This is a genomic window from Collinsella sp. TF09-1AT, from assembly GCF_003436895.1.
Lineage (GTDB): Bacteria > Actinomycetota > Coriobacteriia > Coriobacteriales > Coriobacteriaceae > Collinsella.
Genome location: NZ_QSRC01000005.1, coordinates 62,497 through 85,309 on the forward strand (window position 1 = coordinate 62,497; position 22,813 = coordinate 85,309).

At 61.2% G+C, this 22,813-nt stretch carries 21 protein-coding genes; all 21 read left to right on the top strand.

Translation table 11 applies throughout. The features are described from left to right. Positions 1 to 4 precede the first annotated feature (4 nt). The 21 genes from trmD (at position 5) to DXC90_RS05910 (ending at position 22,811) form a co-directional block, all read left to right on the top strand. Positions 5 to 763: a tRNA (guanosine(37)-N1)-methyltransferase TrmD gene (trmD, locus tag DXC90_RS05810; RefSeq protein WP_117735151.1), complete on the top strand. Its 759-nt coding sequence runs from the start codon at positions 5 to 7 to the stop codon at positions 761 to 763. Positions 764 to 765: 2 nt separating this feature from the next. After that, positions 766 to 1,329: a signal peptidase I gene (gene lepB, locus DXC90_RS05815; protein WP_117735152.1), complete on the top strand. Its 564-nt coding sequence runs from the start codon at positions 766 to 768 to the stop codon at positions 1,327 to 1,329. A gap of 59 nt (positions 1,330 to 1,388) precedes the next feature. Further along, positions 1,389 to 2,300, top strand: coding sequence for a glycine--tRNA ligase subunit alpha (locus tag DXC90_RS05820; RefSeq protein ID WP_006236091.1), 912 nt, complete (start codon positions 1,389 to 1,391; stop codon positions 2,298 to 2,300). 3 nt (positions 2,301 to 2,303) lie between these two features. Beyond that, the gene (gene glyS, locus DXC90_RS05825) at positions 2,304 to 4,400 is read left to right on the top strand and encodes a glycine--tRNA ligase subunit beta (RefSeq protein ID WP_117735153.1); all 2,097 of its coding nucleotides are present in this window, start codon (positions 2,304 to 2,306) and stop codon (positions 4,398 to 4,400) included. A 34-nt stretch (positions 4,401 to 4,434) separates the two neighbouring features. Then, the gene (locus DXC90_RS05830) at positions 4,435 to 5,310 is read left to right on the top strand and encodes a pyruvate, water dikinase regulatory protein (protein ID WP_117735154.1); all 876 of its coding nucleotides are present in this window, start codon (positions 4,435 to 4,437) and stop codon (positions 5,308 to 5,310) included. A gap of 403 nt (positions 5,311 to 5,713) precedes the next feature. After that, entirely contained in the window at positions 5,714 to 8,464 is a 2,751-nt protein-coding gene (ppdK, locus tag DXC90_RS05835) for a pyruvate, phosphate dikinase (protein WP_117735155.1), read from the top strand. Positions 8,465 to 8,675: 211 nt separating this feature from the next. After that, entirely contained in the window at positions 8,676 to 9,017 is a 342-nt protein-coding gene (rplS, locus tag DXC90_RS05840) for a 50S ribosomal protein L19 (RefSeq protein WP_006236098.1), read from the top strand. Positions 9,018 to 9,110: 93 nt separating this feature from the next. Further along, entirely contained in the window at positions 9,111 to 9,899 is a 789-nt protein-coding gene (locus DXC90_RS05845; protein WP_117735156.1) for a ribonuclease HII, read from the top strand. A gap of 188 nt (positions 9,900 to 10,087) precedes the next feature. Further along, positions 10,088 to 10,573: a YraN family protein gene (locus DXC90_RS05850; RefSeq protein ID WP_117735157.1), complete on the top strand. Its 486-nt coding sequence runs from the start codon at positions 10,088 to 10,090 to the stop codon at positions 10,571 to 10,573. Next, positions 10,573 to 12,096: a YifB family Mg chelatase-like AAA ATPase gene (locus tag DXC90_RS05855; RefSeq protein ID WP_117735158.1), complete on the top strand. Its 1,524-nt coding sequence runs from the start codon at positions 10,573 to 10,575 to the stop codon at positions 12,094 to 12,096. Before DXC90_RS05850 ends, DXC90_RS05855 begins: the two co-directional genes overlap by 1 nt. Then, positions 12,093 to 13,028 carry a DNA-processing protein DprA gene (locus tag DXC90_RS05860; RefSeq protein WP_369831512.1) on the top strand — a complete coding sequence of 312 codons (936 nt, stop codon included), beginning with the start codon at positions 12,093 to 12,095 and terminating at the stop codon, positions 13,026 to 13,028. The genes DXC90_RS05855 and DXC90_RS05860 overlap by 4 nt, the downstream gene beginning before the upstream one ends. Before the next feature lie 14 nt (positions 13,029 to 13,042). Continuing rightward, positions 13,043 to 14,380 (top strand): methylenetetrahydrofolate--tRNA-(uracil(54)-C(5))-methyltransferase (FADH(2)-oxidizing) TrmFO, encoded by a 1,338-nt coding sequence (trmFO, locus tag DXC90_RS05865; protein ID WP_117735159.1) that lies wholly within the window; start codon positions 13,043 to 13,045, stop codon positions 14,378 to 14,380. A gap of 20 nt (positions 14,381 to 14,400) precedes the next feature. After that, positions 14,401 to 15,297, top strand: a complete 897-nt coding sequence (locus tag DXC90_RS05870) for a tyrosine recombinase (RefSeq protein ID WP_117735160.1) — start codon at positions 14,401 to 14,403, stop codon at positions 15,295 to 15,297. Positions 15,298 to 15,516: 219 nt separating this feature from the next. After that, entirely contained in the window at positions 15,517 to 16,245 is a 729-nt protein-coding gene (rpsB, locus tag DXC90_RS05875) for a 30S ribosomal protein S2 (RefSeq protein ID WP_117735161.1), read from the top strand. Positions 16,246 to 16,290: 45 nt separating this feature from the next. Further along, positions 16,291 to 17,160, top strand: coding sequence for a translation elongation factor Ts (gene tsf / locus DXC90_RS05880; protein WP_022094736.1), 870 nt, complete (start codon positions 16,291 to 16,293; stop codon positions 17,158 to 17,160). A gap of 117 nt (positions 17,161 to 17,277) precedes the next feature. Next, complete coding sequence (gene pyrH, locus DXC90_RS05885; protein ID WP_035138557.1) at positions 17,278 to 18,000, top strand: UMP kinase; 723 nt, start codon at positions 17,278 to 17,280, stop codon at positions 17,998 to 18,000. Between the two features lie 2 nt (positions 18,001 to 18,002). Continuing rightward, a complete protein-coding gene (gene frr, locus DXC90_RS05890; RefSeq protein ID WP_006236112.1) occupies positions 18,003 to 18,539 on the top strand; it encodes a ribosome recycling factor in 537 nt (178 codons plus the stop codon). Position 18,540: 1 nt separating this feature from the next. Further along, positions 18,541 to 19,335: an isoprenyl transferase gene (locus tag DXC90_RS05895; RefSeq protein WP_117735162.1), complete on the top strand. Its 795-nt coding sequence runs from the start codon at positions 18,541 to 18,543 to the stop codon at positions 19,333 to 19,335. Positions 19,336 to 19,337: 2 nt separating this feature from the next. Beyond that, complete coding sequence (locus tag DXC90_RS05900) at positions 19,338 to 20,237, top strand: phosphatidate cytidylyltransferase (protein WP_233502205.1); 900 nt, start codon at positions 19,338 to 19,340, stop codon at positions 20,235 to 20,237. After that, the gene (gene dxr, locus DXC90_RS05905; RefSeq protein ID WP_117735163.1) at positions 20,237 to 21,424 is read left to right on the top strand and encodes a 1-deoxy-D-xylulose-5-phosphate reductoisomerase; all 1,188 of its coding nucleotides are present in this window, start codon (positions 20,237 to 20,239) and stop codon (positions 21,422 to 21,424) included. Before DXC90_RS05900 ends, dxr begins: the two co-directional genes overlap by 1 nt. Positions 21,425 to 21,449: 25 nt before the next feature. Beyond that, positions 21,450 to 22,811, top strand: a complete 1,362-nt coding sequence (locus DXC90_RS05910; protein ID WP_117735164.1) for an RIP metalloprotease — start codon at positions 21,450 to 21,452, stop codon at positions 22,809 to 22,811. Positions 22,812 to 22,813 lie beyond the last annotated feature (2 nt).

Here is a 22,813-nt window from a genome sequence, read left to right on the forward strand (position 1 = left end):
CAACATGCTGATCGAGACCCTTTCGGTCTTTCCCGAGATGTTTGAGCCCGTCATGTCCACGTCGATTTTGGGCCGCGCCCGCAAGGCCGGCCTTTTTGATTTTAAGGCGTATAACCTGCGCGACTGGACGCACGACCGCCATCGTACCGTCGATGACGAGCCGTACGGCGGCGGGCAGGGCATGCTCATGAAGGTCGAGCCTATTGCCGAGGCCGTCGAGGCCATTAGCGCAGAGGGTCCCAAGCCCACTGTGGTGTTTTTTACCCCCTGTGGCGAGTCTTTTACGCAGCATGTGGCCGAGCGCCTACTCAAAAGTGAGCGCCTGCTGTTTGTGTGCAGTCGCTACGAGGGCGTCGATGAGCGCGCGTATGCGTATGCCGACGAGCGCCTGTCGATCGGCGACTATGTGCTCACGGGCGGCGAGCTCCCCGCCATGGTCGTGGCCGATGCTGTCGTTCGCCTCATCCCCGGCGCCCTGGGCGATGAGATGAGCAACGTGGATGAGTCCTTCTCGACTGCCGAGGACGGTGGCCTGCTCGAATATGCGCAGTACACCCGCCCCGCCGAGTTCAACGGCGAGGGTGTGCCCCCGGTGCTCGTGAGTGGCGATCATGCCAAGGTTGACGCCTGGCGCCGTAAGAATGCCATTGAGCGTACCTGCCGCTGGCGACCCGATCTGATCGAGACGGCGCGGCTTACGCCTGAGGAGCGCGCGTACGCGCAAGAGATTTTGGACGCGTCGTATTCGCTAAGCGAGGAGTGAGAATGGTTCCATCGCAGCATTCCGTGCTAAAGGGTGCCTTTGAGTGGATCGTGGTCGTCGCGATTGCGCTCGTCGCCACCTTTTTGATTCGCTCGTTTGTGGTTGAACCCTTTGTGGTGCCTACCGGCTCCATGGAGTCTACGATCGAGATTGGCGATCAGATTCTGGCGCAAAAGGTGAGCCTCGAGCTCGGTCAGCCCGTCAAACAGGGCGATATTGTGGTATTCCACAACCCCGATGGCACCTCCGAACACGATGTTCTCGTCAAGCGAGTTATTGCCACGGCCGGCCAGACGGTCGACCTTCAGGACGGACACGTGGTCGTTGACGGCCAGACGCTCGATGAGGACTATACGACCGGCATGAGCTGGCCGCTTTCGGTCCAGGCCCCTGGCGCTCAGGTGAGCTATCCCTACACCGTCCCTGACGGGTGCGTGTGGGTGATGGGCGACAACCGCGAGAACTCTGCCGACTCCCGCTACTTTGGCCCGGTCGACCGTTCGGACCTGATCGCCGTGGCGCTTGTTCGCTACTGGCCGCTCAACCGTATCGGCGCTATCGACTAAAAACCGCTATAGTACAGTACCTAACCGTGTAATCGTTTCGACGAGGGGATATTAGAGGCATGAACGCTTCATCGCTTTCCTTCCAAGACATCATCCTGCGTCTCCAGCAGTACTGGGGCGAGCAGGGCTGCGTCATTATGCAGCCCTATGACTCCGAGGTCGGTGCCGGTACCTTCCACACCGCGACCACGCTGCGCTCGCTCGGTCCCGCCGAGTGGCGCACCTGCTATGCGCAGCCCTGCCGCCGTCCCGCCGACGGCCGCTACGGCGAGAACCCCAACCGCATGCAGCACTACTATCAGTTCCAGGTGCTCATCAAGCCCTCGCCGGTTAACGCCCAGGAGCTCTACCTGGGTTCGCTGGCCGCCATTGGCCTGGACCCCAACGATCATGACGTCCGCTTTGTCGAGGACGACTGGGAGAGCCCGACGCTCGGCGCCTGGGGCCTTGGCTGGGAGGTCTGGCTCAACGGCATGGAGGTCACGCAGTTTACGTACTTCCAGCAGGTGGGCGGTATCGAGGTCGACCCCGTGCCTGTCGAGATCACCTATGGCCTGGAGCGTATCGCCATGTACGCTCAGGGCGTCAACTCGGTCTACGACCTGGTGTGGAGCTACCTGCCCGACGGCACGCCCATGACCTACGGCGACGTGTTCCTCGAGAACGAGCGCGAGTTCAGTGCCTATAACTTTGAGGTCGCCAACGTCGAGATGATGCGTCAGAAGTTTGACGACTACGAGGCCGAGTGCCATTCCTGCCTGGAGCGCAAGCTGCCGCTGCCCGCATACGACTGCGTCATGAAGTGCAGCCACGCTTTCAATCTGCTCGATGCCCGTGGCGCGCTGTCCGCGGTCGAGCGTGCCAACTACATCCTGCGCGTCCGCGCCGTCGCCAAGGCGTGCTGCGAGGCCTACATGGCCGAGGTCGCCGGAGTCAACGAGAATGCCGATCAGGAAGGCGAGGTGGCGTAAGCCATGGCAGACGCTAAGGATTTCCTGTTTGAGATCGGTACGGAGGAAATGCCCTCCGCACCGCTGAACAATGCCGTCAAGCAGCTCGGCACCATGATCGCCAAGGGCCTCGACGAGGCCGGTCTGGCCCACGGCGAGGTCCGCGTGATCTCGAGCCCGCGTCGCCTGGCTGCACTCGTGGCTAACGTCGCCACCGCGACCGATGAGGTTCATGAGGTCAAGCGTGGCCCCGCGGCCAACATTGCCTTCGACGCTGACGGTAACGCCACTAAGGCCGCCCAGGGCTTCGCCCGCAAGTGCGGTGTGTCTGCCGAGGACCTGGTCCGTCGCGAGGACACCGACGGTCGCGAATATGTGTTCGCCGAGAAGAACATTCCTTCCGCCCCGGCTACCCCGATCCTGACGGCCCTGTGCGAGAAGACCATCGCCGGCCTGCAGTGGCCCAACTACCGCAGCCAGCGCTGGGGCCACGAGCACGCGACGTTCGTGCGTCCGGTCCGCTGGATCTGCTGTCTTTTGGGCGAGGATGTTGTGCCCGTGTCGTTTGCCGACGTGACGAGTGGCAACACCACGCGTGGTCATCGCGTACTTGGCCCTGGTGACCATGTGGTTGCCAGCCCCGCCGTCTACGAGCAGGTGCTCGAGGATGCCGGCGTGTTTTCTGCCGAGCGTCGTCGTGAGGCCATCCTCGCCGGTATCGCCGAGGTCGAGGCTGCCCGTCCCGGCTGCCATGTCGATACGCCCAAGAAGGTCTTTGAAGAGGTCATCAACCTTTGCGAGTGGCCGACGGTGCTCGTCGGTACCTTCGATGAGGAGTTCCTCAAGGTCCCGCACGAGATTATCTGCGAGTCCATGCTCACCAACCAGCGCTACTTCCCAATCTATGACGGCGATGGCAAGCTCACGCGTGAGTTTGTGGTCGTCTCCAACAGCAAGCCCGAGAACGCCGAGCGCGTGATCGACGGCAACGAGCGCGTCGTGCGCGCCCGTCTGGATGACGCAAAGTTCTTCTACGAGGAGGACCTGAAGATCTCCCTCGACGAGTTCCGTGAGCGTCTGGCCAAGGTTGCCTTCCAGGAGAAGCTCGGTAGCGTGCTCGCCAAGTCCGAGCGCATCGAGCAGCTCGCGCTCGCTATCGCCCGCGAGGCCCACCTGGGCGCCCATCTTGCCGCCGACGCTGCTCGCGCCGCGCACCTGTGCAAGGCCGACCTGGTGTCCAACGCCGTCGTCGAGTTCACGAGTCAGCAGGGCGTGATGGGCGGTTATTACGCGACCGCGATGGGGGAGAACGACGAGGTCGCCCATGCTATTCGCGATCACTATCGTCCTCGCTTTGCCGGTGACGAGCTGCCCGAGGGCACCGCTGGCTGCATCGTGGCCTGCGCCGACAAGCTCGATACCATCGCCGGTATCTTTGCCATCGGCGAGCCCCCGACCGGCTCTTCGGACCCCTATGCGCTGCGTCGTGCCGCTATCGGCATCATCAACATCCTGCGCGACCGTCTGCCGATCGATCCCACGTCGCTGATCGACTTCGCCCTTGAGCTCTACAGTGAGCAGGGCATTGAGTTCGACGCCGCCGAGGTCGCCCAGCAGGTTCGCGACTTCTTCCATGGCCGCCTGGTGAGCATGGCCCGCGACGAGAAGATCCCGGCCGATACCGTTGCCGCCGTCTCCGCGGTGCACATCATTGCCCCGTCCGTCTTCTTCGCCCGCTGCGCCGCCCTCGACGAGGCCCGCAGGAACGACGCCGAGACCTTCGACAACCTGGCCACCGCCTATGCCCGCGCCGCGCATATCTCCAAGCCCGAGCTGGGTGCGGAGTACGACCGTAGCCTGATGGGCGATGCCGAGCTTGCTCTCGCCGACGCCTCCGAGGCCGCTCAGACTGCCGTCGACGCAGCCCTTGCTGCCGAGGATTACCCTGCGGCATTTGCCGCCCTTGCCGCCCTGCGTGCCCCCATTGACCGCTTCTTTGACGAGGTTATGGTCATGGACAAGGACGAGCAGCTCCGCGATAATCGCCTTAAGCTGCTCAACCGCTTCGAGGCCGTGTTCTCCGGCATCGCCAATATCGGTGAGCTTGCCCGCAAAAAGTAAGCTAGCCTGCGCATAAGCGCAAAAGGAGCCCCGCATGGATTGCCCGGTCGCCGCTCGTCCCACCGTTATCGTTATCTCCGACTCGCTCGGTGATACCGCTTGTGAGGTGGTGCTTGCGGCGTCCGGGCAATTTGATGAAGGGGCTTTTCGTCTCTTGCGCCTGCCCAAGGTGAACTCAGTGGGGCAGGTCGAGTCGTTTGTGGGCCCGCGCGTCGATGCCGACCATCGCGATATTGCCGTGTTCCACACCATCGTCGACCCGGCGCTTCGTGCTCGCGTGCTCGACTACTTGGGTATGCTGCACATTCGCTCGGTCGATCTGATCGGTCCGACGCTTGCGGTGCTGTCGTCGCTTATTGGCGTGCCGCCAAAAGGAGTGGCGGGTGTGATCCATAAGACCGATGACCGGTATTTCCACCGCATCGAGGCCATGGAGTATTTTGTCGAGCACGATGACGGGCGTGGTTGCGACGATTTGTCGGGTGCCGATATCGTGCTGCTGGGCGTGTCGCGCACGTCCAAGACGCCCCTGTCGATGTATTTGGCCTATCAGGGCTACAAGGTCGCCAACGTCCCGTTGGCGCACGGTATGGAGCCGCCCAAGTCGATTTACGAGGTCGATCCGATGCGCCTCTTCGGTCTGATTTCGACCGTCGACGTAATCTCTGAGATTCGCGATAGCCGCCTGGGGGACGACTATGCCCGTGCCGTTGCCGGCTCCTATGCCGAGCCCGAGAGCGTGCGCAGCGAGCTCGAGGAAGCCCGTGCCCTCATGAAGCGCCTGGGCTGCTTTGTGGTGCGTACCGACGGCAAGGCGATCGAGGAGAGCGCCTCCGAGATCATTAGCCATCTGGAGGAAATCAAAGAAGCCCGCGCACGCCGCGCCGCCCGTCGGGCCCAACAAACGTAGCCCATTTGGGATAAGGTTGTGTTTGGGTAGCTAATTTGGGACGGGGCTATTTTAGCTACCCATAATCCGGATACGGCTTGGGGCCGAACGCTCGTGTGGGGTAGCTAAAATAGCCCCGTCCCAAATTAGCCACCCAAAGAGACTACCTCAAAATAATGCATGATTATGGTAAAGCGATTTAGCAGTTATTACCGCTTTTGACCTGCAAGTTACTTGCATTGGTATCTTCATAAGGTGACCACCTTTACCTACCGTTTACCGCCATATTTAGCACGTTTACCAACCCCCGCGTCCTCTGCGCAAGCCTGCCCAAAACGCGCCGTATAGTTCCCTCACGGCCCGCATCCGGTGGGTCGATTCGTTACCACGGTCGTGCGCGAAAGTGCATGGAAGGGGAAGTATCGTGAGCGATTGCAAGAGGGTTTTCCGTTTTGGAACCGACGCCCAGTGCACCTGTGTCACTGAGGGCGACAAGTCCATGAACTTTGTGCTTGGCGGCAAAGGCGCAAACCTTGCCGAGATGAGCCGCATCGGCCTGCCGGTCCCCGGTGGCTTTACCATTACCTGCCAGACCTGTGTTGAGTACTCCGGTGCCGGTAACGTCTGGCCCGAGGGCGCACTCGATGAGATCGTTGCCGCCGAGGCAGACCTCGAGGACCGCTGCGGCAAGAAGCTTGGTGACGCTAACGATCCGCTGCTCGTGTCGGTTCGCTCGGGTGCTCCGTTTTCCATGCCCGGCATGATGGACACGGTTCTCAACCTGGGCCTCAACGACGACTCGGTTCAGGGTCTCATCGCCCAGACGCAAAACCCGCGCTTTGCCTGGGATAGCTACCGTCGCTTTATCCAGATGTTCTCCAACGTTGTCATGGGCGTTGACGCCGACCTATTCGAGAATGCCCTGACCCAGGCCCGCCTGGTCGCCGGCGCCCGCGTCGACTCCGAGCTTTCGGCCGAGGATCTGCAGGAGCTCGTCGAGACGTTCAAGGGCATCTTCTCCGACAACGTCGAGGCCGCCCTGTACCCCGAGCTCGAGGTCGCCGACGGCAAGCCTGTCTTCCCGCACGATCCGGAGCTCCAGCTGCGCCTTGCTATCCAGGCCGTCTTCGGCAGCTGGATGAACGAGCGCGCCTGCATCTACCGCAAGCAGCACGGCATTTCCGACGACCTTGGCACCGCCGTCAACGTTCAGGCTATGGCCTTTGGCAATAAGGGCGAGACCTCGGCGACCGGTGTCGCCTTTACGCGCAACCCGGCCGACGGCACCAAGGAGTTCTACGGTGACTTTCTGGTCAACGCCCAGGGCGAGGACGTCGTCGCCGGCATCCGCAACACCGAGTCCATTGCCGACCTCAAGACCACCCCGGGCCTCGAGTCCGCAGGTGAGGAGCTTGAGCGTGTCTTCCTGACGCTTGAGGATCACTACCGTGACATGTGCGACATCGAGTTTACCATCGAGCAGGGCAAGCTCTGGATGCTCCAAACCCGCGTGGGCAAGCGTACCGCCACCGCCGCTCTGCGCATCGCTATCGAGATGGTCGAGGAAGGCCTCATCACCCGTGAGGAGGCCGTGAGCCGCATCGACCCCGCGCAGCTCGACCAGCTCCTGCACCCGCAGTTCGACTCCTCTAAGAAGTACGAGGCGCTTGCACACGGCCTTAACGCCAGCCCCGGTGCCGCCGTGGGTGAGGTCGTGTTCTCGAGCGATGACGCCGTCGCGCGTTCTGCCGAGGGCCATAAGGTCATTCTGGTCCGCTGGGAGACCAACCCCGATGACCTGAAGGGTATGGTCGCCGCCGAGGGCATCTTGACGAGCCATGGTGGCAAGACGAGCCACGCCGCCGTTATCGCCCGTGGCATGGGTACCCCCTGCGTCTGCGGTGTCGAGCGTTTCCATATCGACGCGGCCGAGAAGGTCGTGCTCATCGAGGGCAGCGACCGCGTGCTGCACGAGGGCGACATCATCTCCATCGATGGCACTCAGGGCATCGTCGTCGATGGCGCTGTCGATTTGGTCTCCGCTGAGCTCACCGGCGATCTGGACACCATCCTGTCCTGGGCCGACGAGATCCGCTTGGACGAGACCGACGGTCACGCCAACCACGTGCGCGTCAACGCCGACAACCCCGAGGATGCCGCGCTCGCGCTCGAGTTTGGCGCCGAGGCCATAGGCCTGTGCCGCACCGAGCACATGTTCCTGGGCGACCGTAAGAACATTATCCAGAGCTTCATCCTGTCCGACGACGAGGCTGTGAAGCAGCAGGCCCTGGCCGATCTGCTCAAGGTCCAGACTGAGGATTTCTTGGCGATGTTCAAGACCATGTCCGGTCGCGATGTGGTCGTTCGCCTGCTTGATCCGCCGCTGCACGAGTTCTTGGATAATCCTCGCGAGCTCGAGGTCGCCATCACCAAGAAGGAGGCCGCCGGCGCTCCCGAGGAGGAGCTCACTGCCCTGCGCGCCCGCCTGCGTCGCATTGACGGCATGGTCGAGTCCAACCCCATGCTGGGCTTGCGCGGCGTGCGCCTGTCCGTCGTCTTTGGCGATCTGCCGCTCATGCAGGTCCGCGCTGTGGCCACGGCTGCCGCCCGCCTTATCAAGGAAGGCGTCGACCCGCGTCCCGAGATCATGGTTCCGCTCGTCTCCATCACTGCCGAACATGTCCAAACCCGCGAGGTCATCGAGCGTGCCATCGCCGAGGTATCCTCCGAGGAGGGCGTCGAGCTCAACATTCCCGTGGGCACGATGCTCGAGCTGCCGCGCGCCTGCATGGTCGCCGACGAGATCGCCCAGCACGCCGACTTCTTCTGCTTTGGCACCAATGACCTCACCCAGACGACCTTTGGCTTCTCGCGCGACGACGCCGAGGCCAAGTTCATCCCGCTGTACATGCATAAGAAGATCCTGAAGGACAACCCCTTCGAGACCATCGACGCGGCGGTGCTGGAGCTGGTGCGCATGGCTGTCGAGAAGGGCCGCGCCACCAACCCCGGCATGCACTTTGGCGTGTGCGGTGAGCACGGCGGCGACCCTAAGTCTATCAAGGGCCTGTTCAACGTGGCCGATGTGGACTATGTGTCCTGCTCGCCTTACCGCGTGCCCCTGGCGCGCCTGGCCGCCGCTCAGGCCAAGCTCGAGGCCAAGCGTTCTGCCTAACGTTTTGGGTGTAGACGCCTAGTGTAGTCCCCCCTTCATGCCGCCCGTCTCATTCGTGAGGCGGGCGGTTATCATGTGCGGGTTTTGTCTTTTTGTCTGCGTAAAAAATTGTTCTTGCAGCAGAAACCCGCGCGTGTATACTCAAATACGTTTGTTCAACTACGTGCCGGCCAAGATGGTACGGCACCTCTAGAAGAGTAAGGAATTGCACATGGATTACATCCGCGCAATCGAGCGTCAGCAGATCCGCGAGGACATTCCTCAGGTTCGCGTCGCCGACAACGTCAAGGTTCACTACCGCATTAAGGAAGGCGACCGCGAGCGCATCCAGGTCTTCCAGGGCGACGTCATCCGCATGGCCGGCGCCGGTGCCCGCGAGACCTTCACCGTCCGCAAGATGTCCTTCGGTGTCGGTGTTGAGCGTACCTTCCCGCTTCACAGCCCCAAGATCGCCAAGCTCGAGGTCGTTCGTCATGGTCGCGTCCGTCGCGCCAAGCTGTACTACCTCCGCGACAAGGTGGGCAAGGCTGCTCGCATCCCCGAGAAGCGCTAAGAAGATCGCAGCGTCTGTCCACTCGTTTGGACACAAGGGTCACCTTCGGGTGGCCCTTCTTTTTATCTGATTTGCATGCAAGGAGGGCCTGGTATGGCCAACATGACGAGCTCGGTTTCGGCATCGCAGGTTGCCGGTGAGTTGGCGAGCGCTACGTTTGAGGAGATTCCCGCCCTCGTGGAGCATTATCGCGAGGACCCGCGCCAGCAGGTGATCAAGGCTTGTGAACGCGCCCTCAAACGCCATGCCAAAGAGCTTGCAGAGCGTGAGCGCGTCAATGACATGTACGAGCTTATGCATGAGCTTGGCGGCGATGGGGTGGTCGTTGGTGTCGATGAGGTGGGTCGCGGATCGGTGGCCGGTCCTCTGACGGTGTGCGCCGTCTGTCTTCCTATGGAGCCGCGCGTCTGGGGTATCAACGATTCCAAAAAGCTCACGCCGGCGCGCCGCGAGCTGCTCTCGGTGAAGATTGCCGAGGTGGCGACGGCGATCGGTTTTTGCCATATCGCGCCTACGGATATCGATGATATGGGCATGGCCCGCGCCATCCGCGCTGCCGTCGCGGGCGCCGTGGCCGATACGCGCCTCGAGCCCGACTGCGTCCTCATGGATGGCAACCCCTTGGGCGCCGTTCCTAACGAGCGCGATGTGGTGAAGGGCGATGCCAAAATCGCCTGCATCGCCGCTGCGTCCATCATGGCCAAGGTCACGCGTGACGAGATGATGGTCGAGTACGACGCCGAGTACCCCGAGTACCATCTGGCCGAGTCGAAGGGCTATGCAAGCCCCGAGCATATCGAGGCCATTCGCAAACATGGACTTTGTCCACTGCACCGCGTGAGCTTTTGCGGAAACTTTTTGCAGACTGAGCGCCTTTTCTAGATCAATTGTGGAGAAAGGGACCCCTGGCGTTTTATAAACCTGCTGGTAGCGGGCCGTGTGCAACGTGATTGTTGCGTACGGCCCATTTTTTGTCGGTATTTGGTCAGCTTTTGGTTTGCATCCGGTACTTACCCGCATGAAAGGTGCCCTCATCATCGGGGCAATGCAGTGTGCGGGAAAGGAGACCCATGAGTGCCGCAAGCAAAAAGAGCAAGACGCAGCAGCTCAAGGAGCGTTGGGAAAACGGCGAGCTCGATTGTGGGGCGATGACGCCCGAGCTTATCAAGGGACTCAGCCCCCGCGAGCTGGGCATGCTGGGCGAGCTGATCACCATCGACTACTTTAACGAGCGCGGCTACACCTTGCTGGAGCAGGGCTATCGTTGCACCGAGGGTGAGGCCGATCTGGTGCTGCTCGATGAGCTCGACGATGTCGTGGTGATGGCCGAGGTCAAGACCAGACGCGTTGCACTGGATTGCAGCACGCGGGTCTTTCCCGAGGAGGCCGTGGACGCCCAAAAACAACGCCGCTACCGCCGCATCGCAAGTTGCTATCTCATGGAGCATTATCCGCTCAAGGCGATTCGCTTCGATGCCGTGGGCGTCACCATCCGCGGCGGGCATATCGCCGAGATCGAGCATCAGTACAACGCATTCGATTGGCAGGTGTCGTGATGGCGTTCGAGACGTTTGCCGTTCACGCGGCCTGCATCCGCGGCGTCGAGGCGATTCACGTCACGGTCGAGGTCTCGCTTGCCGGTGGCGTTCCGGGCATCCAGATGCTCGGCATTCCGAGTATGGAGGTGATGGAGTCACGCGGTCGTATTCGCTGCGCGATGCGCTCCGCCGGGTTCGAGATTCCGCGCTCGGGCATTACGGTCAATCTGGCGCCCGGCGATATTCGCAAGACCGGTAGCGGCTTTGATTTGCCCATCGCCATTGCGGTATTGGCGGCCGATGGTCAGATTCCCCGCGACAACCTCGATCGTTGTCTTATCGCAGGTGAGCTTGGCTTGGACGGTACGGTGCTTCCTGTCAAGGGCGAGGTGGCGTTTCAGCTATTGGCACGTGATATGGGGCTGTCCTTTATCGCCGGCAGGTCCGATCAGCATGTGCCGCTTGCGGGCGTTGACTGCGGGTTTATCGACCATCTATCTCAGCTTGCCCATGGCATGGGGGACGCCGCGCGGCATTATCTGGATTCTGAAGTGCTCGAGGCGACCTTTGAGCCCGAGCTCGACTATGCCGACGTACTGGGGCAGGAAGTCGCTAAACGCGGCATGGCGCTTGCGGCGGCAGGAGAACTCGGACTGCTCATGATTGGGTCCCCGGGATCGGGCAAGACGATGCTTGCGCGCCGTATGACCGGCATCCTGCCCGAGCTTTCCGTTGAAGATCAACAGGAGGCGCTGTGCATCCATTCGGTTTTGGGTGAGAACATTGATGGCTTGTTGGCGGGGCACCGGCCCTTCCGCAGTCCCCACCACAGTATTTCGACCGCAGGCCTTATCGGCGGAGGACGCCCGGTGCATCCGGGTGAGATCAGCCTTGCTCATGGCGGCGTGCTCTTTTTGGACGAGCTTGCCGAGTTTCCCACGGGTGTGCTGCAGACGCTGCGTCAGCCCATCGAACGCGGCTATGTGAGGATCGTACGCGTCGACGGGGCCTTTACCTTCCCGTCGCGCTTTCAGCTGCTGGCCGCGAGCAATCCCTGTCCCTGCGGCTTTTTGGGCGATCGCGAGGTGCCATGCCGCTGCTCGGCATCGATGGTGGAGCGCTATCGGGCAAAGCTGCGCGGTCCTTTGGCCGACCGTATCGACATGATGATCGATGTGACCCGTCCCGACCCCCAAGTGATTATCGAGGGTGCGGAGGGTATGTCGTCGGCCGAGTTGCGTGACTTCGTTGTGCGCGGTCGTGCTTTTCGCGCTTGGCGCGAATCCCGTATGGACGATGCGGACGCCGAGGCCGAGGATGATGAGACGCGGTCCATTGACGGCGTCGTTTCGACCTTTGAGCTCGATGATGCGGCGGAGAAGTGTGTGCTCGGCCTGTCAAAGCGCACGCATCTCACGGGCCGCGGCATCGTGCGCCTGGTGCGTATCGCACGTACCATCGCCGACGTCGCCGAGAGCGAGCAGGTGACGCAGGATCACGTGCTCGAGGCGGCGATGTACCAGGGAAGGAGGGACCAATGATGGCCGAGGGGACCTTCGAGCTGCATCCAGGTGACGCGTTGTATCCCGAGACCGTTTTGGAGCTTTCTGATGTACCCCAGACGCTCTTTGTGCGCGGCAACCCCGAGGTGCTTTCGACGCCTGCGCTCTCCATCATCGGCGCGCGCAAGGCCTCTCCGTATGGTCTTGCCGTGGCAGAGCTTGCGGCAAAGGTGGCGGTCGAGGCGGGAGTGACGGTTGTTTCGGGCGGCGCGGTCGGTTGTGACCAGGCCTCGGGTTGGGCTGCGGTCAACGCCGGCGGCAAACACGTCGTGGTGCTGGGGACGGGCGCCGACGTGGTTTACCCGCGTTCGAGCGCGGGGCTTATTACTCGCACGCTCGATACGGGTGGCGCGATCGTGTCGATCTCTCCGTGGGGCATGGGTCCGCGCAGGTTTGCCTTTCCGCGCCGCAATCGTGTGATCGCGGCCCTGTCGCAAGCCCTCTTTGTATCCGAGGCGGGTATGCCTTCCGGGACGTTTTCTACAGCCGAGGCTGCTATGGATTTGGGGCGCGAACTTCTTGCCGTGCCGGGGTCGATCCTATCGCCCGAGTCGCGTGGCACGAATTACCTCATTGCGAACGGTGCCTGCTGCATCATCGACGAGGAATCTATTGAGATGGCTATTTCACGCATCTACGGCACCCTGCGCTACTCGCGCCCCGATGCTCCCGGTATTGCCGACTTGGATCCAACACGGCAGACCGTGATGCATGCGCTCATCGCCTCTCCGCTCAAGGTCGATGACATCGCGGCGCTCGTCTCGCTCGATGCCGTCGGCGTACTCAAACTCCTAGGTTCGCTTGAGCTCGAGGGTCTTATCGAGCGCATGATGGATGGAAGGTATGCGCCCTCCAAGTTTGCCCTTCACGCCCAGACCCCCTTCGGTCACAATGGAAAACGTGTCAATTAGAAAGGTGTTTGCAGATGCTGTTTGATCAGGTGACGGTTATCGGTGGCGGTTTGGCGGGTTCGGAATGCGCGATCCAGCTGGCAGACCGCGGATTCGCCGTAAAGCTGTGCGAGATGCGCCCCCAGGTGAGCTCCCCGGCCCACCATACCGATCACCTGGCAGAGCTCGTCTGCTCCAATTCGTTTAAGTCGACCCGTCCGGACTCTGCGGCTGGTTTGCTGAAGGCCGAGCTTGAGCGCATGGGCTCGGTCCTGCTCGATTGCGCCCGTCGCGCGGCTGTTCCCGCCGGTGGTGCCCTGGCGGTCGACCGTGTCAAGTTTTCCGAGCTTGTCGAGGCCGAGGTTGCCGCCCGTCCCAATATCGAGATCATTCACGGCGAGGTCACGCGGATTCCCGAGGGTCACGTGGTCATTGCCGCCGGCCCCTTGTGCTCGCCGGCGCTGAGCGAAGAGGTCATGAAGCTCGTCGGTGGCGACGCCCTTGCGTTCTTCGATGCCGCGGCACCGATCGTCGATGCCTCCACGCTTGATATGGACGTGCTGTTCTCGCAGTCGCGCTACGAGGAACAGGGGAGTGGCGACTACCTCAATGCCCCGCTCAACAAGGAAGAGTACGAGGCCTTTATCGAGGCGCTCACCACGGCCGACCGCGTGGTGCTCAAGGACTTTGAGGGCGGCGATCTGTTCCAGGCATGCCAGCCTGCCGAGGAGGTTGCGCGCACCGGCAAGGACGCCATTCGCTTTGGCGCCATGAAGCCCGTCGGCCTCACCGACCCGCGTACCGGACGTCGCCCCTGGGCAGCGATTCAGCTGCGTGCCGAGAACAAGGAGAAGACTGCCTATAACCTGGTGGGCTTCCAGACCAACCTGACCTTTGGCGAGCAGAAGCGCGTCTTCCATATGGTGCCGGGCCTGGAGAACGCCGAGTTCTTCCGCTACGGTGTCATGCACCGCAATACCTTTGTCGACGCCCCGCACGTGCTCGATGGCACCTTTGCCGTGCCCGGTACGAGCGTGCGCCTTGCCGGCCAGATCACCGGCACCGAAGGCTATATGGAGGCCGTGGCGACCGGTCTGCTCGCCGCGCTCAACACCTATGCCGAGGCAATCGAGGCGGAGCCTGTTGAGCTGCCGCGCGTGGGCGCCCTGGGTGCGCTCGTGGGCTATGCGACCGATCCTGCCACCGTGGGCTATCAGCCCATGCACGTCAACTTTGGCCTCGTGCCACCGCTCGAGGACGGCAAGCGCCGCAGTAAGCGCGACCGCTACCAGGCCTATGCGGACCGTGCGCTCGAAGCTCTTGATGCCTATCTGGCCACTCGCCCCGATCTGTTTGGAGGCGACCGGTCATAGCCTTTGACCTGTACGACACCATCGACTCGTTCATCGCCTATATTGCTCGCGTCGAAGGGCTCGCTCCCAACACGGTGACCGCCTACGCTTCGCGGCTGGAGCGTTTCGCTTCATGGTGCGAGCGCGAAGGCGTCGATGCGCGTGCCGCCGACGTACGGACGGTTCGCTCCTATTTGGCCGAGCTGTCGCGTGACCAGGTGGCGGCTCGGACCCTTGCGGCGCACTTGTCTGCCATTCGCTCACTTTATCGATGGATGGCTGCCGAGGGGATCGTTGAGGGCGATGCGGTCTCGGCGATATCCTCGCCCAAGCTCCCGCGTGATCTGCCCGGTGTGCTGACGAACCAACAGGTGGAGGCGCTCCTCAAAGCCCCCGATACCTCAACTCCCGCGGGATTGCGCGATGCGGCGATGCTCGAGCTGCTCTATGCCTCCGGCGCCCGCATCTCTGAGCTCGCGGCGCTCAATGTGGAGTCCATCGCTTGGTCCGAGCGAACGTTGCGACTTTGGGGTAAGGGGAGCAAGGAGCGTATTGTGCCGCTCTATCGGCGTGCTCTCGAGGCGGCCCGTCTCTATATAGAGGAGGGGAGGCCGGAGCTCCTTGCGCAGGCAAGGCGAAGCGACGGCGCAAACGGCGTGCATCCGCTGCTTTTATCGGCGCGCGGCAATCGCATGAGCGCCGCCATGCTCAGGCGGCGGTTCCATACGCTGGCGACGCTCGCCGGCATTCCGGCCGACATCGCCCCGCATGCGATGCGCCATACCTTTGCGACCGACTTGCTCGAGGGCGGTGCGGACCTGCGCTCGGTTCAAGAGCTGCTGGGTCATGCGAGCCTGTCCACGACGCAGATCTACACGCATCTCACGCCCGATCGGCTTAAGCGGGCCGTGGCTCAAGCCCATCCCCGCGGCGAATAGTGGCTGGGACGTCCTGCGCCGCACTCAGGTGTGTGGTTTTGATTGCGGGTTGGCAGGAAGATGCATTCCTGCTATCATTCATCGGGTTGCTTCACGGCAACAGGTTTTTATCACGCACGCGCGGCTACTTCATACCGTGGTGCCCGGGCTTTGGTAGCACATGTCCGGGTTGGTTTTGGAGGATGACCCCGCGCGGAGGCAAACCACAGGAGGTTTAACATGGCTACCAAGATTAATATCCGCACCCTGCTCGAGGCCGGCTGCCACTTCGGTCACCAGACCCGTCGCTGGAACCCCAAGATGAAGCCGTTCATCTTCGGTGAGCGCAACGGCATCTACATCCTCGACCTCAAGCAGACCATCCTCGACGCCGACCAGGCCTACACCTTCGTCAAGAACGTCGCCAAAGGTGGCAACGTGCTGTTCGTCGGCACCAAGAAGCAGGCTCAGGAGGCCGTCAAGAACGCTGCTGAGCGCGCCAACATGCCCTACATCAACCAGCGTTGGCTCGGCGGCATGCTGACCAACTTCGTCACCATCCGCTCCCGCATCAACCGCATGGAGGAGCTCGAGGCCATGGTCGATGACGGCCGCATGGCAGTGCTCCCCAAGAAGGAGCAGGCTGTGCTCGGCAAGGAGCTCACCAAGCTCCAGACCAACCTCGGTGGCGCCCGCGACATGAAGGGTCTGCCCCAGGCTCTCTTCGTCATCGACACCAAGCGCGAGGAGAACGCCATCAAGGAGGCCCAGCGCCTGAACATCCCCGTCGTCGCTCTGATCGACACCAACTCCGATCCCGACGAGGTCGAGTACGGCATCCCCTGCAACGATGACGCTATCTCCGCTGTCACCCTTATGTGCGAGCTCATGGCTGACGCCTGCCTCGCTGGCTCCGGCAAGGAGCAGGTCTCCGAGGCCGAGATGGCCGCTGAGCCCAAGGCCGAGTAAATCAGTCTTAGTTAATTCTTTTTCATCTCTTTGAAAGGAACCACAATGGCCCAGATTACCGCCGCTATGGTCAAGCAGCTTCGCGAGATGACCGACTCCCCGATGATGGAGTGCAAGAAGGCTCTCGTCGAGGCTGACGGCGACATGGACGCCGCTGTCGACGTTCTGCGTAAGAACGGCCTTGCCAAGGCCGCCAAGAAGGCTGGCCGTGAGACCAACGAGGGCGCTGTCGCCGCGTTCGTCTCCGAGGATGGCAAGACCGGCGCTCTGCTCGAGCTCTCCTGCGAGACCGACTTCGTTGGCTCCAACGCCAAGTTCACCGGCTTTGCTTCCAAGGTCGCTGAGGTTGTCGCTACCACCGAGCCTGCTGACGTCGACGCTCTGCTTGAGAAGCCGATGGGCGAGGAGACCGTTTCCTCCGAGCTCACCGAGATGATTCACATCATGGGCGAGAACATGAAGATCTCCCGCTTCGCCGCCCGTAAGGCCGAGAACGGCGCTCTCGCTTCTTACATCCACATGGGTGGTAAGATCGGCGTCCTCGTCGAGTTTGCTTTCGAGAAGGCCGAGACCGCTCAGGCTGAGTCCTTCAAGACCTTCGCTCACGACGTTGCCCTTCAGGTTGCCGCCGTCGCCCCGATCTGCGCTACCCGCGATCAGGTTCCGGCCGAGACCGTCGAGCACGAGAAGCAGATCTACATGGCTCAGGCTGCCGAGTCCGGCAAGCCCGAGGCTATCCAGGAGAAGATGGCTGTCGGCCGTCTGGAGAAGTTCTACAAGCAGTCCGTGCTCACCGAGCAGGAGTTCATCAAGGACAGCTCCCTCACCATCAAGAAGTACGCTGAGCAGGTCTCCAAGGAGCTCGGCGACACCATTACCGTCGTTGCCTTTGACCGTCTGGTCCGTGGCGAGTAAATAAGCTCTTGTAGCTGGTAATGAGCAGGCTGTGGGTTTTACTCACAGCCTGCTTTTTCATGGCTCCCCGTTAAGCCTTTGTTATCATATTAAAAGTCTAATTAAAGGAGGATCGCTTTGTCCGACATCCGATATAAACGCGTGCTTCTGAAGCTTTCCGGCGAAGCACTGATGGGCGACGGCCAATATGGCATTGACCCCAAGGTTACCGACCATCTTGCCAAGCAGGTCAAGGAGCTGCTCGCCGTTGGTCATGAGGTCGGCGTCGTTGTCGGCGGTGGCAATATTTTCCGCGGCATGGCCGGCGCTGCCGGTGGCATGGAGCGTGCTCAGGCCGACTACATGGGCATGCTGGCAACCGTTATGAACGCGCTTGCCCTGCAGGATGCCTTCGAGCATAACGATGTTCCCTGCCGCGTGATGAGCGCTATCCAGATGAACGAGATCTGCGAGCCCTATATTCGCCGTCGCGCCATCAATCACCTTTCCAAGGGCAACGTCGTTATTTTTGCCGCCGGTTCGGGCAATCCGTACTTTACGACCGACACCGCTGCGGCTCTTCGTGCGTGCGAGATCGGCGCCGAGATTCTGATTAAAGCCACCAAGGTTGACGGCATCTACGACAAGGATCCCGTCAAGTGTGCTGACGCCGTCCGGTTTGACAAGATCACCTACCATGAGGTGCTCGTCCGCGGTCTGCAAGTTATGGATTCCACGGCTACGGCACTGTGCCAGGATAACCGTATGCCGATTTTGGTCCTCAACATCGATGGCGAGGACACCGTCAAGCGCGCGCTTTCGGGTGAGCCCGTCGGCACGCTCGTCTATCAGGAGGATTAAGCATGGCAGAGAACATCACCGCCCACATGGACAAGTCGCTCGAGTCCCTCAAGCATAACTTCTCCAAGGTCCGTACCGGTCGCGCCAACGCTAACATTCTGTCCGACATCACCGTCGATTATTACGGTGTTCCCACGCCGGTCACGCAGGTTGCCGCTGTAAAGACCCCCGAGGCCCACATGCTGCTCATCGAGCCGTGGGACAAGGCGCTCATCAACGCTATCGTCAAGGCCATCGGCGCTTCCGATCTGGGTATTACCCCCAACTCCGATGGCACCGTCGTTCGTCTGCCGTTCCCGGCTCCCACCGAGGAGCGCCGTCGCGAGCTCGTCAAGGAGTGCCGCGAGTACGCTGAGCAGGCCAAGGTGTCTATCCGTAACATCCGTCGCGACTTCAACAACAAGCTCGAGCGCGATGAGGAGCTCACCGAGGACGATGTCCGTCGCGAGCAGGCTAAGGTCCAGAAGCACACCGATGAGTATGTCGCCAAGGTCGAGGAGCTTCTGAAGGAAAAAGAAGCCGAGGTCATGGAGATCTAAGGTGCAATACGACGAGCATAAACTGGTCGAGTACTTTGCCGACGCCCCTGCGGGCGTCGGTTTTTCCGACCTTGACCTCAATAACATTCCGCATCATATCTCATGCATCATGGACGGCAACGGTCGTTGGGCCACGTCGCGCGGTCTTGCACGCACTGAGGGCCACAAGGCGGGTATCGTCTCCCTTCGCGAGATCATTACCGCCTGCGTGCGTCTGGGCGTCGACGTGCTTTCTGCCTATGCGTTTTCTACCGAAAACTGGAACCGCCCGCAGCATGAGGTCAACGTCTTGATGCATCTGTTTGCCAAGACGTTTATCGACGAGCTGCCGCTTCTGAAGCGCGAAAACGTGCGCGTTGTCTTTTTGGGTGACATTTCCGCGCTGCCCAAGAAGACCCGCGACGTTTTTGAACGCGGTCTTGCCGAGTGCGCCGATCACACCGGTATGACGCTGGCGCTTGCCGTCAACTACGGCGCGCGTGCCGAGATTACCCGCGCTGTCCGTCAGATTGCGCTCGACGCTGCCGCCGGTAAGATCGATCCTGCCGCAATTGATGATGACATGGTTGCTTCCCACCTCTATACCGCCGGTCTTCCCGATCCTGAGCTTGTGATTCGCACCTCTGGTGAGCTGCGCCTTTCGAACTATCTGCTGTGGCAGGTGGCTTATTCCGAGTTCTACGTCACCGATACCTATTGGCCCGACTTTGATCGCTGGGGCCTTGTCGACGCCATTTTGGCCTATCAGGGCCGTGACCGTAGGTTTGGTGGACTGAGCAAGACCGAGGAGGCTTAATCGTGTCCGATCGTCCCAAGGGATCTGCTCCCAAGACGCCTGCGCGCAAAGCTGCCGCTGCGGGAGCGCCTGCAGCGAAGAGCGGCACCGGTTCGTGGCTGGCGGGCTTTATTACCCGTGCCGCCGCCGGTATCGTCTATGCCGTCGTCTTTATCCTGTGCCTGGTTTTGGGTATCGTGCCCACGGCCATCTTTGTTTCCGTCATGAGCGGTCTGTGCTGCTATGAATTTTTTCGTATGACAAGGCTCGATGGCAAGATGGCGAACGAGCGTATGGGTATCGCTGCTGCCGTGCTCTTTCCGCTGTCGGCGTTGGGCGATTCGATGTTGTTGAATGCCCTGCTTTTTGCCCTGATGCTCGCGGTGGGCATTTGGTATGTCTGGTCGCCGCGTACCCGCATCTCTGATGTGGCCGTGACGCTCATGGGTCCCATCTACACTGGCTTTATGCTGTCGGCTATCGTGCTGCTGCGCGATGCCGTGCCCGGTTTTGCCGGCGCTCTGCTTTCGGTGGGCGTTTGCGCGTCCCTTTGGGTCTCCGATTCGTTTGCCTACATCGTGGGCAGCCGTATCGGCAAGCACAAGATGGTTCCCAAGATCTCTCCCAAAAAGAGCTGGGAGGGGTTTGTTGGTGGCATCCTGGGCTCGGTTTTGATTTGGCTCATCCTGTGGGCGACGCACTTCTACAAGCTCAGCCTGCCCTATGCGCTGCTGTGCGGCGTGGTCGTGTCCGTCCTGGGCGTTATCGGCGACCTCATCGAGTCACGCATCAAGCGTGGCGTGGGCGTCAAGGATTCCGGCAATCTTATCCCGGGCCATGGCGGTATGCTTGATCGTAGCGACTCGCTTATCTTTGGCTGCATTACCGCGCAGCTGCTTTTGATGATCGGAGGCGTGCTGTAATGTCATTCCAGACGACGTATGGCCCCGATGGACGCCTCCGTGTTGCCATCCTGGGTTGTACGGGCTCTATCGGCACCCAGGCGCTCGATGTGTGCCGCCAGCATGCCGATCGCCTACAGGTGACGGCGCTGTCCGTTAATTCCAGCACCTCGGAGCTCGTTGCCGCTGCCCGCGAGTTTTCGGTTCCGGCGGTTGCCGTAGCCGATGTCGCTCATGGCGATGACGCCGTGCTGCAGGAGTTGCCCGAGGGAACGAAGCTCGGCGTTGGCGCGCAGGCGGTTTGCGAGCTCGCACGTCGCGATGATGTCGACTGCGTGCTTGTCGCTATTGTGGGCGCCGCCGGTCTCGAGGCGAGCCATGCGGCCTTGACCTCGAATAAGCGCCTTGCTCTTGCCAACAAGGAGTCCCTCGTCGTCGGTGGCGACTTGCTTATGCCGTTGGCGCAACCGGGCCAGCTTATTCCGGTCGACTCTGAGCACTCCGCCATTTACCAGTGCTATCTGGGGGAGAACCCGCGCGAGGCTCATTGTATTTGGCTCACCTGCTCGGGCGGTCCGTTCTTTGGCCGCACGCGCGACGAGCTCGATTGCGTGACGCGTGTCGATGCCCTCGCACATCCCACGTGGGCCATGGGTGCCAAGATCACCATCGACTCCGCCACCCTCATGAACAAGGGCCTGGAGCGTATTGAGGCCATGCATCTGTTTAACTGCGACCTCGATTTCATTAACGTGGTCGTGCAGCGTCAGTCCAAGATTCACTCTATGGTCGAGTTTGCCGACGGCTCCGTGATGGCGCATCTCGGTGCTTCCGACATGCGTATTCCCATCCAGTTCGCGTTCTCGTATCCCGAGCGTTGGGATACCCCGGCGCCTCGTATCGATTTTCGCGAGTTGGGGCAGCTCACGTTTGATGCTGCCGACATGGATACCTTCCGCTGTCTGGCACTGGCCGAGCGTGCCGGCAAGACAGGCGGCACCATGCCGTGCGTGCTCAATGCCGCCAACGAGGTCGCCGTCGATGCCTTCCTGCACGATGGCTGCAGCTTTACTGATATCGATCGCATTGTGGAATCTTGCATGGATGCCCACGATATGCAGGCGGTCGATTCGTTTGAGCAGCTTCGCGACATCGATGCGTGGGCGCGTGAAAAGGCTGCGCAGGTGCTCGTCGCAACCCGTTCCTAACCCATAAGGATTGCTATTTCGTTTTATGGATACTGTTCTGAGCGTTCTCTCATCGGTCTTTTGGGGCCTGCTGATGCTTTCCGTCCTCGTGTTTTTGCACGAGGGCGGCCACTTTTTGGCGGCTCGTGCCTGCGGCGTCCGTGTGACCGAGTTCTTTTTGGGCCTGCCGTGCCGCTTTGACATCCATTACACGTCGCGTCGCATTGGAACCAAGTTTGGCGTGACCCCGCTGCTGCTGGGTGGCTACGCTGCCATCTGCGGTATGGACCCGACCGACGTTTCGTGCGCCGATCGCGTGCTCGCGGCTATCTATCGTCACGGTCGCGTGACCGTGGCCGACCTTGCTGTCGAGCTCGAGCTTTCCGAGGAGGATGTGCTCGAGGCATGCGCCCTATTGCTGGGCTGGGGCTCCATCGCACCCTGGTATGAGGAAGGGGAGAAGCCCTCGCCGAGCTACTATCCCACCAAGTATCAGACGCTGCCGCGAGACACGGCAGGCTATACCACCTTTGACGGTCGCCGTTTCGATCGCGAACATTCAACTGCCGAGGGCGATGTGTGGGAGCTGCCGTGCGGCGAGGCCGAGTTCCTTGCGCAAGAACGTTCGCACACCTATCTTGGCCAAGGCTTTCTCAAGCGTGCCTTTATGCTGCTCGCGGGCATTATTGTCAATATCTTGACGGGCTTTTTGCTCCTTATGAGCATCTATTCCATTGCGGGTGTCACCGTGCCGATCGATACCAACGTGATCGGTCAGGTTGACGAGGGGTCTATTGCCGCCAAGGCGGGTATCGAGGGTGGCGACGCGATCCTTTCGGTCGACGGAGTATCGTGCTCTACCTGGATGGACGTTTACGATGCCATCGGCAAGGCTGCCGGTAAGGACGATATCGCCATCGAGTACGAGCGTGACGGCAAGCGGCATTCGACCACGGTTGCACTCAAAGAGGACGAGCGCCTAGGTGTGTATGCCTCTACGCAGGTGGTCCGTTTAGACCCCATCACGTCGGCTCGTCTGTCCTTCTCCTATGTCGTGCAGACAGCAGAGGGCGTGATGCGCCTGCTCCAGCCGCAGCACACGATGGAGATCCTCGATCAGTCCTCTTCGATCGTGGGTATTAGCGTTATGTCCTCGCAGGCTGCTGCTGCCGGCCCTGCCACGTTCCTTTCGTTTGCCGCCCTCATTTCGTTCTCGCTTGGTTTTATGAACCTGCTGCCCATCCCACCGCTCGATGGCGGCAAGCTGGTCATCGAGATCATTCAAAAGATTGCGGGCCGCGAGCTTCCGCTCAAGGTCCAGACGATTGTGAGCTATGTGGGCATCGCGCTCTTTGCGCTGTTGTTTGTCTATATGCTTCGTTCCGACGTCCTTCGATTTATTCTGTAGGG

Bases quoted from the DNA above. Each gene is read 5' to 3' on its own strand.
- trmD (WP_117735151.1), top strand. From the start codon at position 5: ATGCTGATCGAGACCCTTTCGGTCTTTCCCGAGATGTTTGAGCCCGTC.
- lepB (WP_117735152.1), top strand. From the start codon at position 766: ATGGTTCCATCGCAGCATTCCGTGCTAAAGGGTGCCTTTGAGTGGATC.
- DXC90_RS05820 (WP_006236091.1), top strand. From the start codon at position 1,389: ATGAACGCTTCATCGCTTTCCTTCCAAGACATCATCCTGCGTCTCCAG.
- glyS (WP_117735153.1), top strand. From the start codon at position 2,304: ATGGCAGACGCTAAGGATTTCCTGTTTGAGATCGGTACGGAGGAAATG.
- DXC90_RS05830 (WP_117735154.1), top strand. From the start codon at position 4,435: ATGGATTGCCCGGTCGCCGCTCGTCCCACCGTTATCGTTATCTCCGAC.
- rplS (WP_006236098.1), top strand. From the start codon at position 8,676: ATGGATTACATCCGCGCAATCGAGCGTCAGCAGATCCGCGAGGACATT.
- DXC90_RS05845 (WP_117735156.1), top strand. From the start codon at position 9,111: ATGGCCAACATGACGAGCTCGGTTTCGGCATCGCAGGTTGCCGGTGAG.
- DXC90_RS05850 (WP_117735157.1), top strand. From the start codon at position 10,088: ATGAGTGCCGCAAGCAAAAAGAGCAAGACGCAGCAGCTCAAGGAGCGT.
- DXC90_RS05855 (WP_117735158.1), top strand. From the start codon at position 10,573: ATGGCGTTCGAGACGTTTGCCGTTCACGCGGCCTGCATCCGCGGCGTC.
- DXC90_RS05860 (WP_369831512.1), top strand. From the start codon at position 12,093: ATGATGGCCGAGGGGACCTTCGAGCTGCATCCAGGTGACGCGTTGTAT.
- trmFO (WP_117735159.1), top strand. From the start codon at position 13,043: ATGCTGTTTGATCAGGTGACGGTTATCGGTGGCGGTTTGGCGGGTTCG.
- rpsB (WP_117735161.1), top strand. From the start codon at position 15,517: ATGGCTACCAAGATTAATATCCGCACCCTGCTCGAGGCCGGCTGCCAC.
- tsf (WP_022094736.1), top strand. From the start codon at position 16,291: ATGGCCCAGATTACCGCCGCTATGGTCAAGCAGCTTCGCGAGATGACC.
- frr (WP_006236112.1), top strand. From the start codon at position 18,003: ATGGCAGAGAACATCACCGCCCACATGGACAAGTCGCTCGAGTCCCTC.
- dxr (WP_117735163.1), top strand. From the start codon at position 20,237: ATGTCATTCCAGACGACGTATGGCCCCGATGGACGCCTCCGTGTTGCC.
- DXC90_RS05910 (WP_117735164.1), top strand. From the start codon at position 21,450: ATGGATACTGTTCTGAGCGTTCTCTCATCGGTCTTTTGGGGCCTGCTG.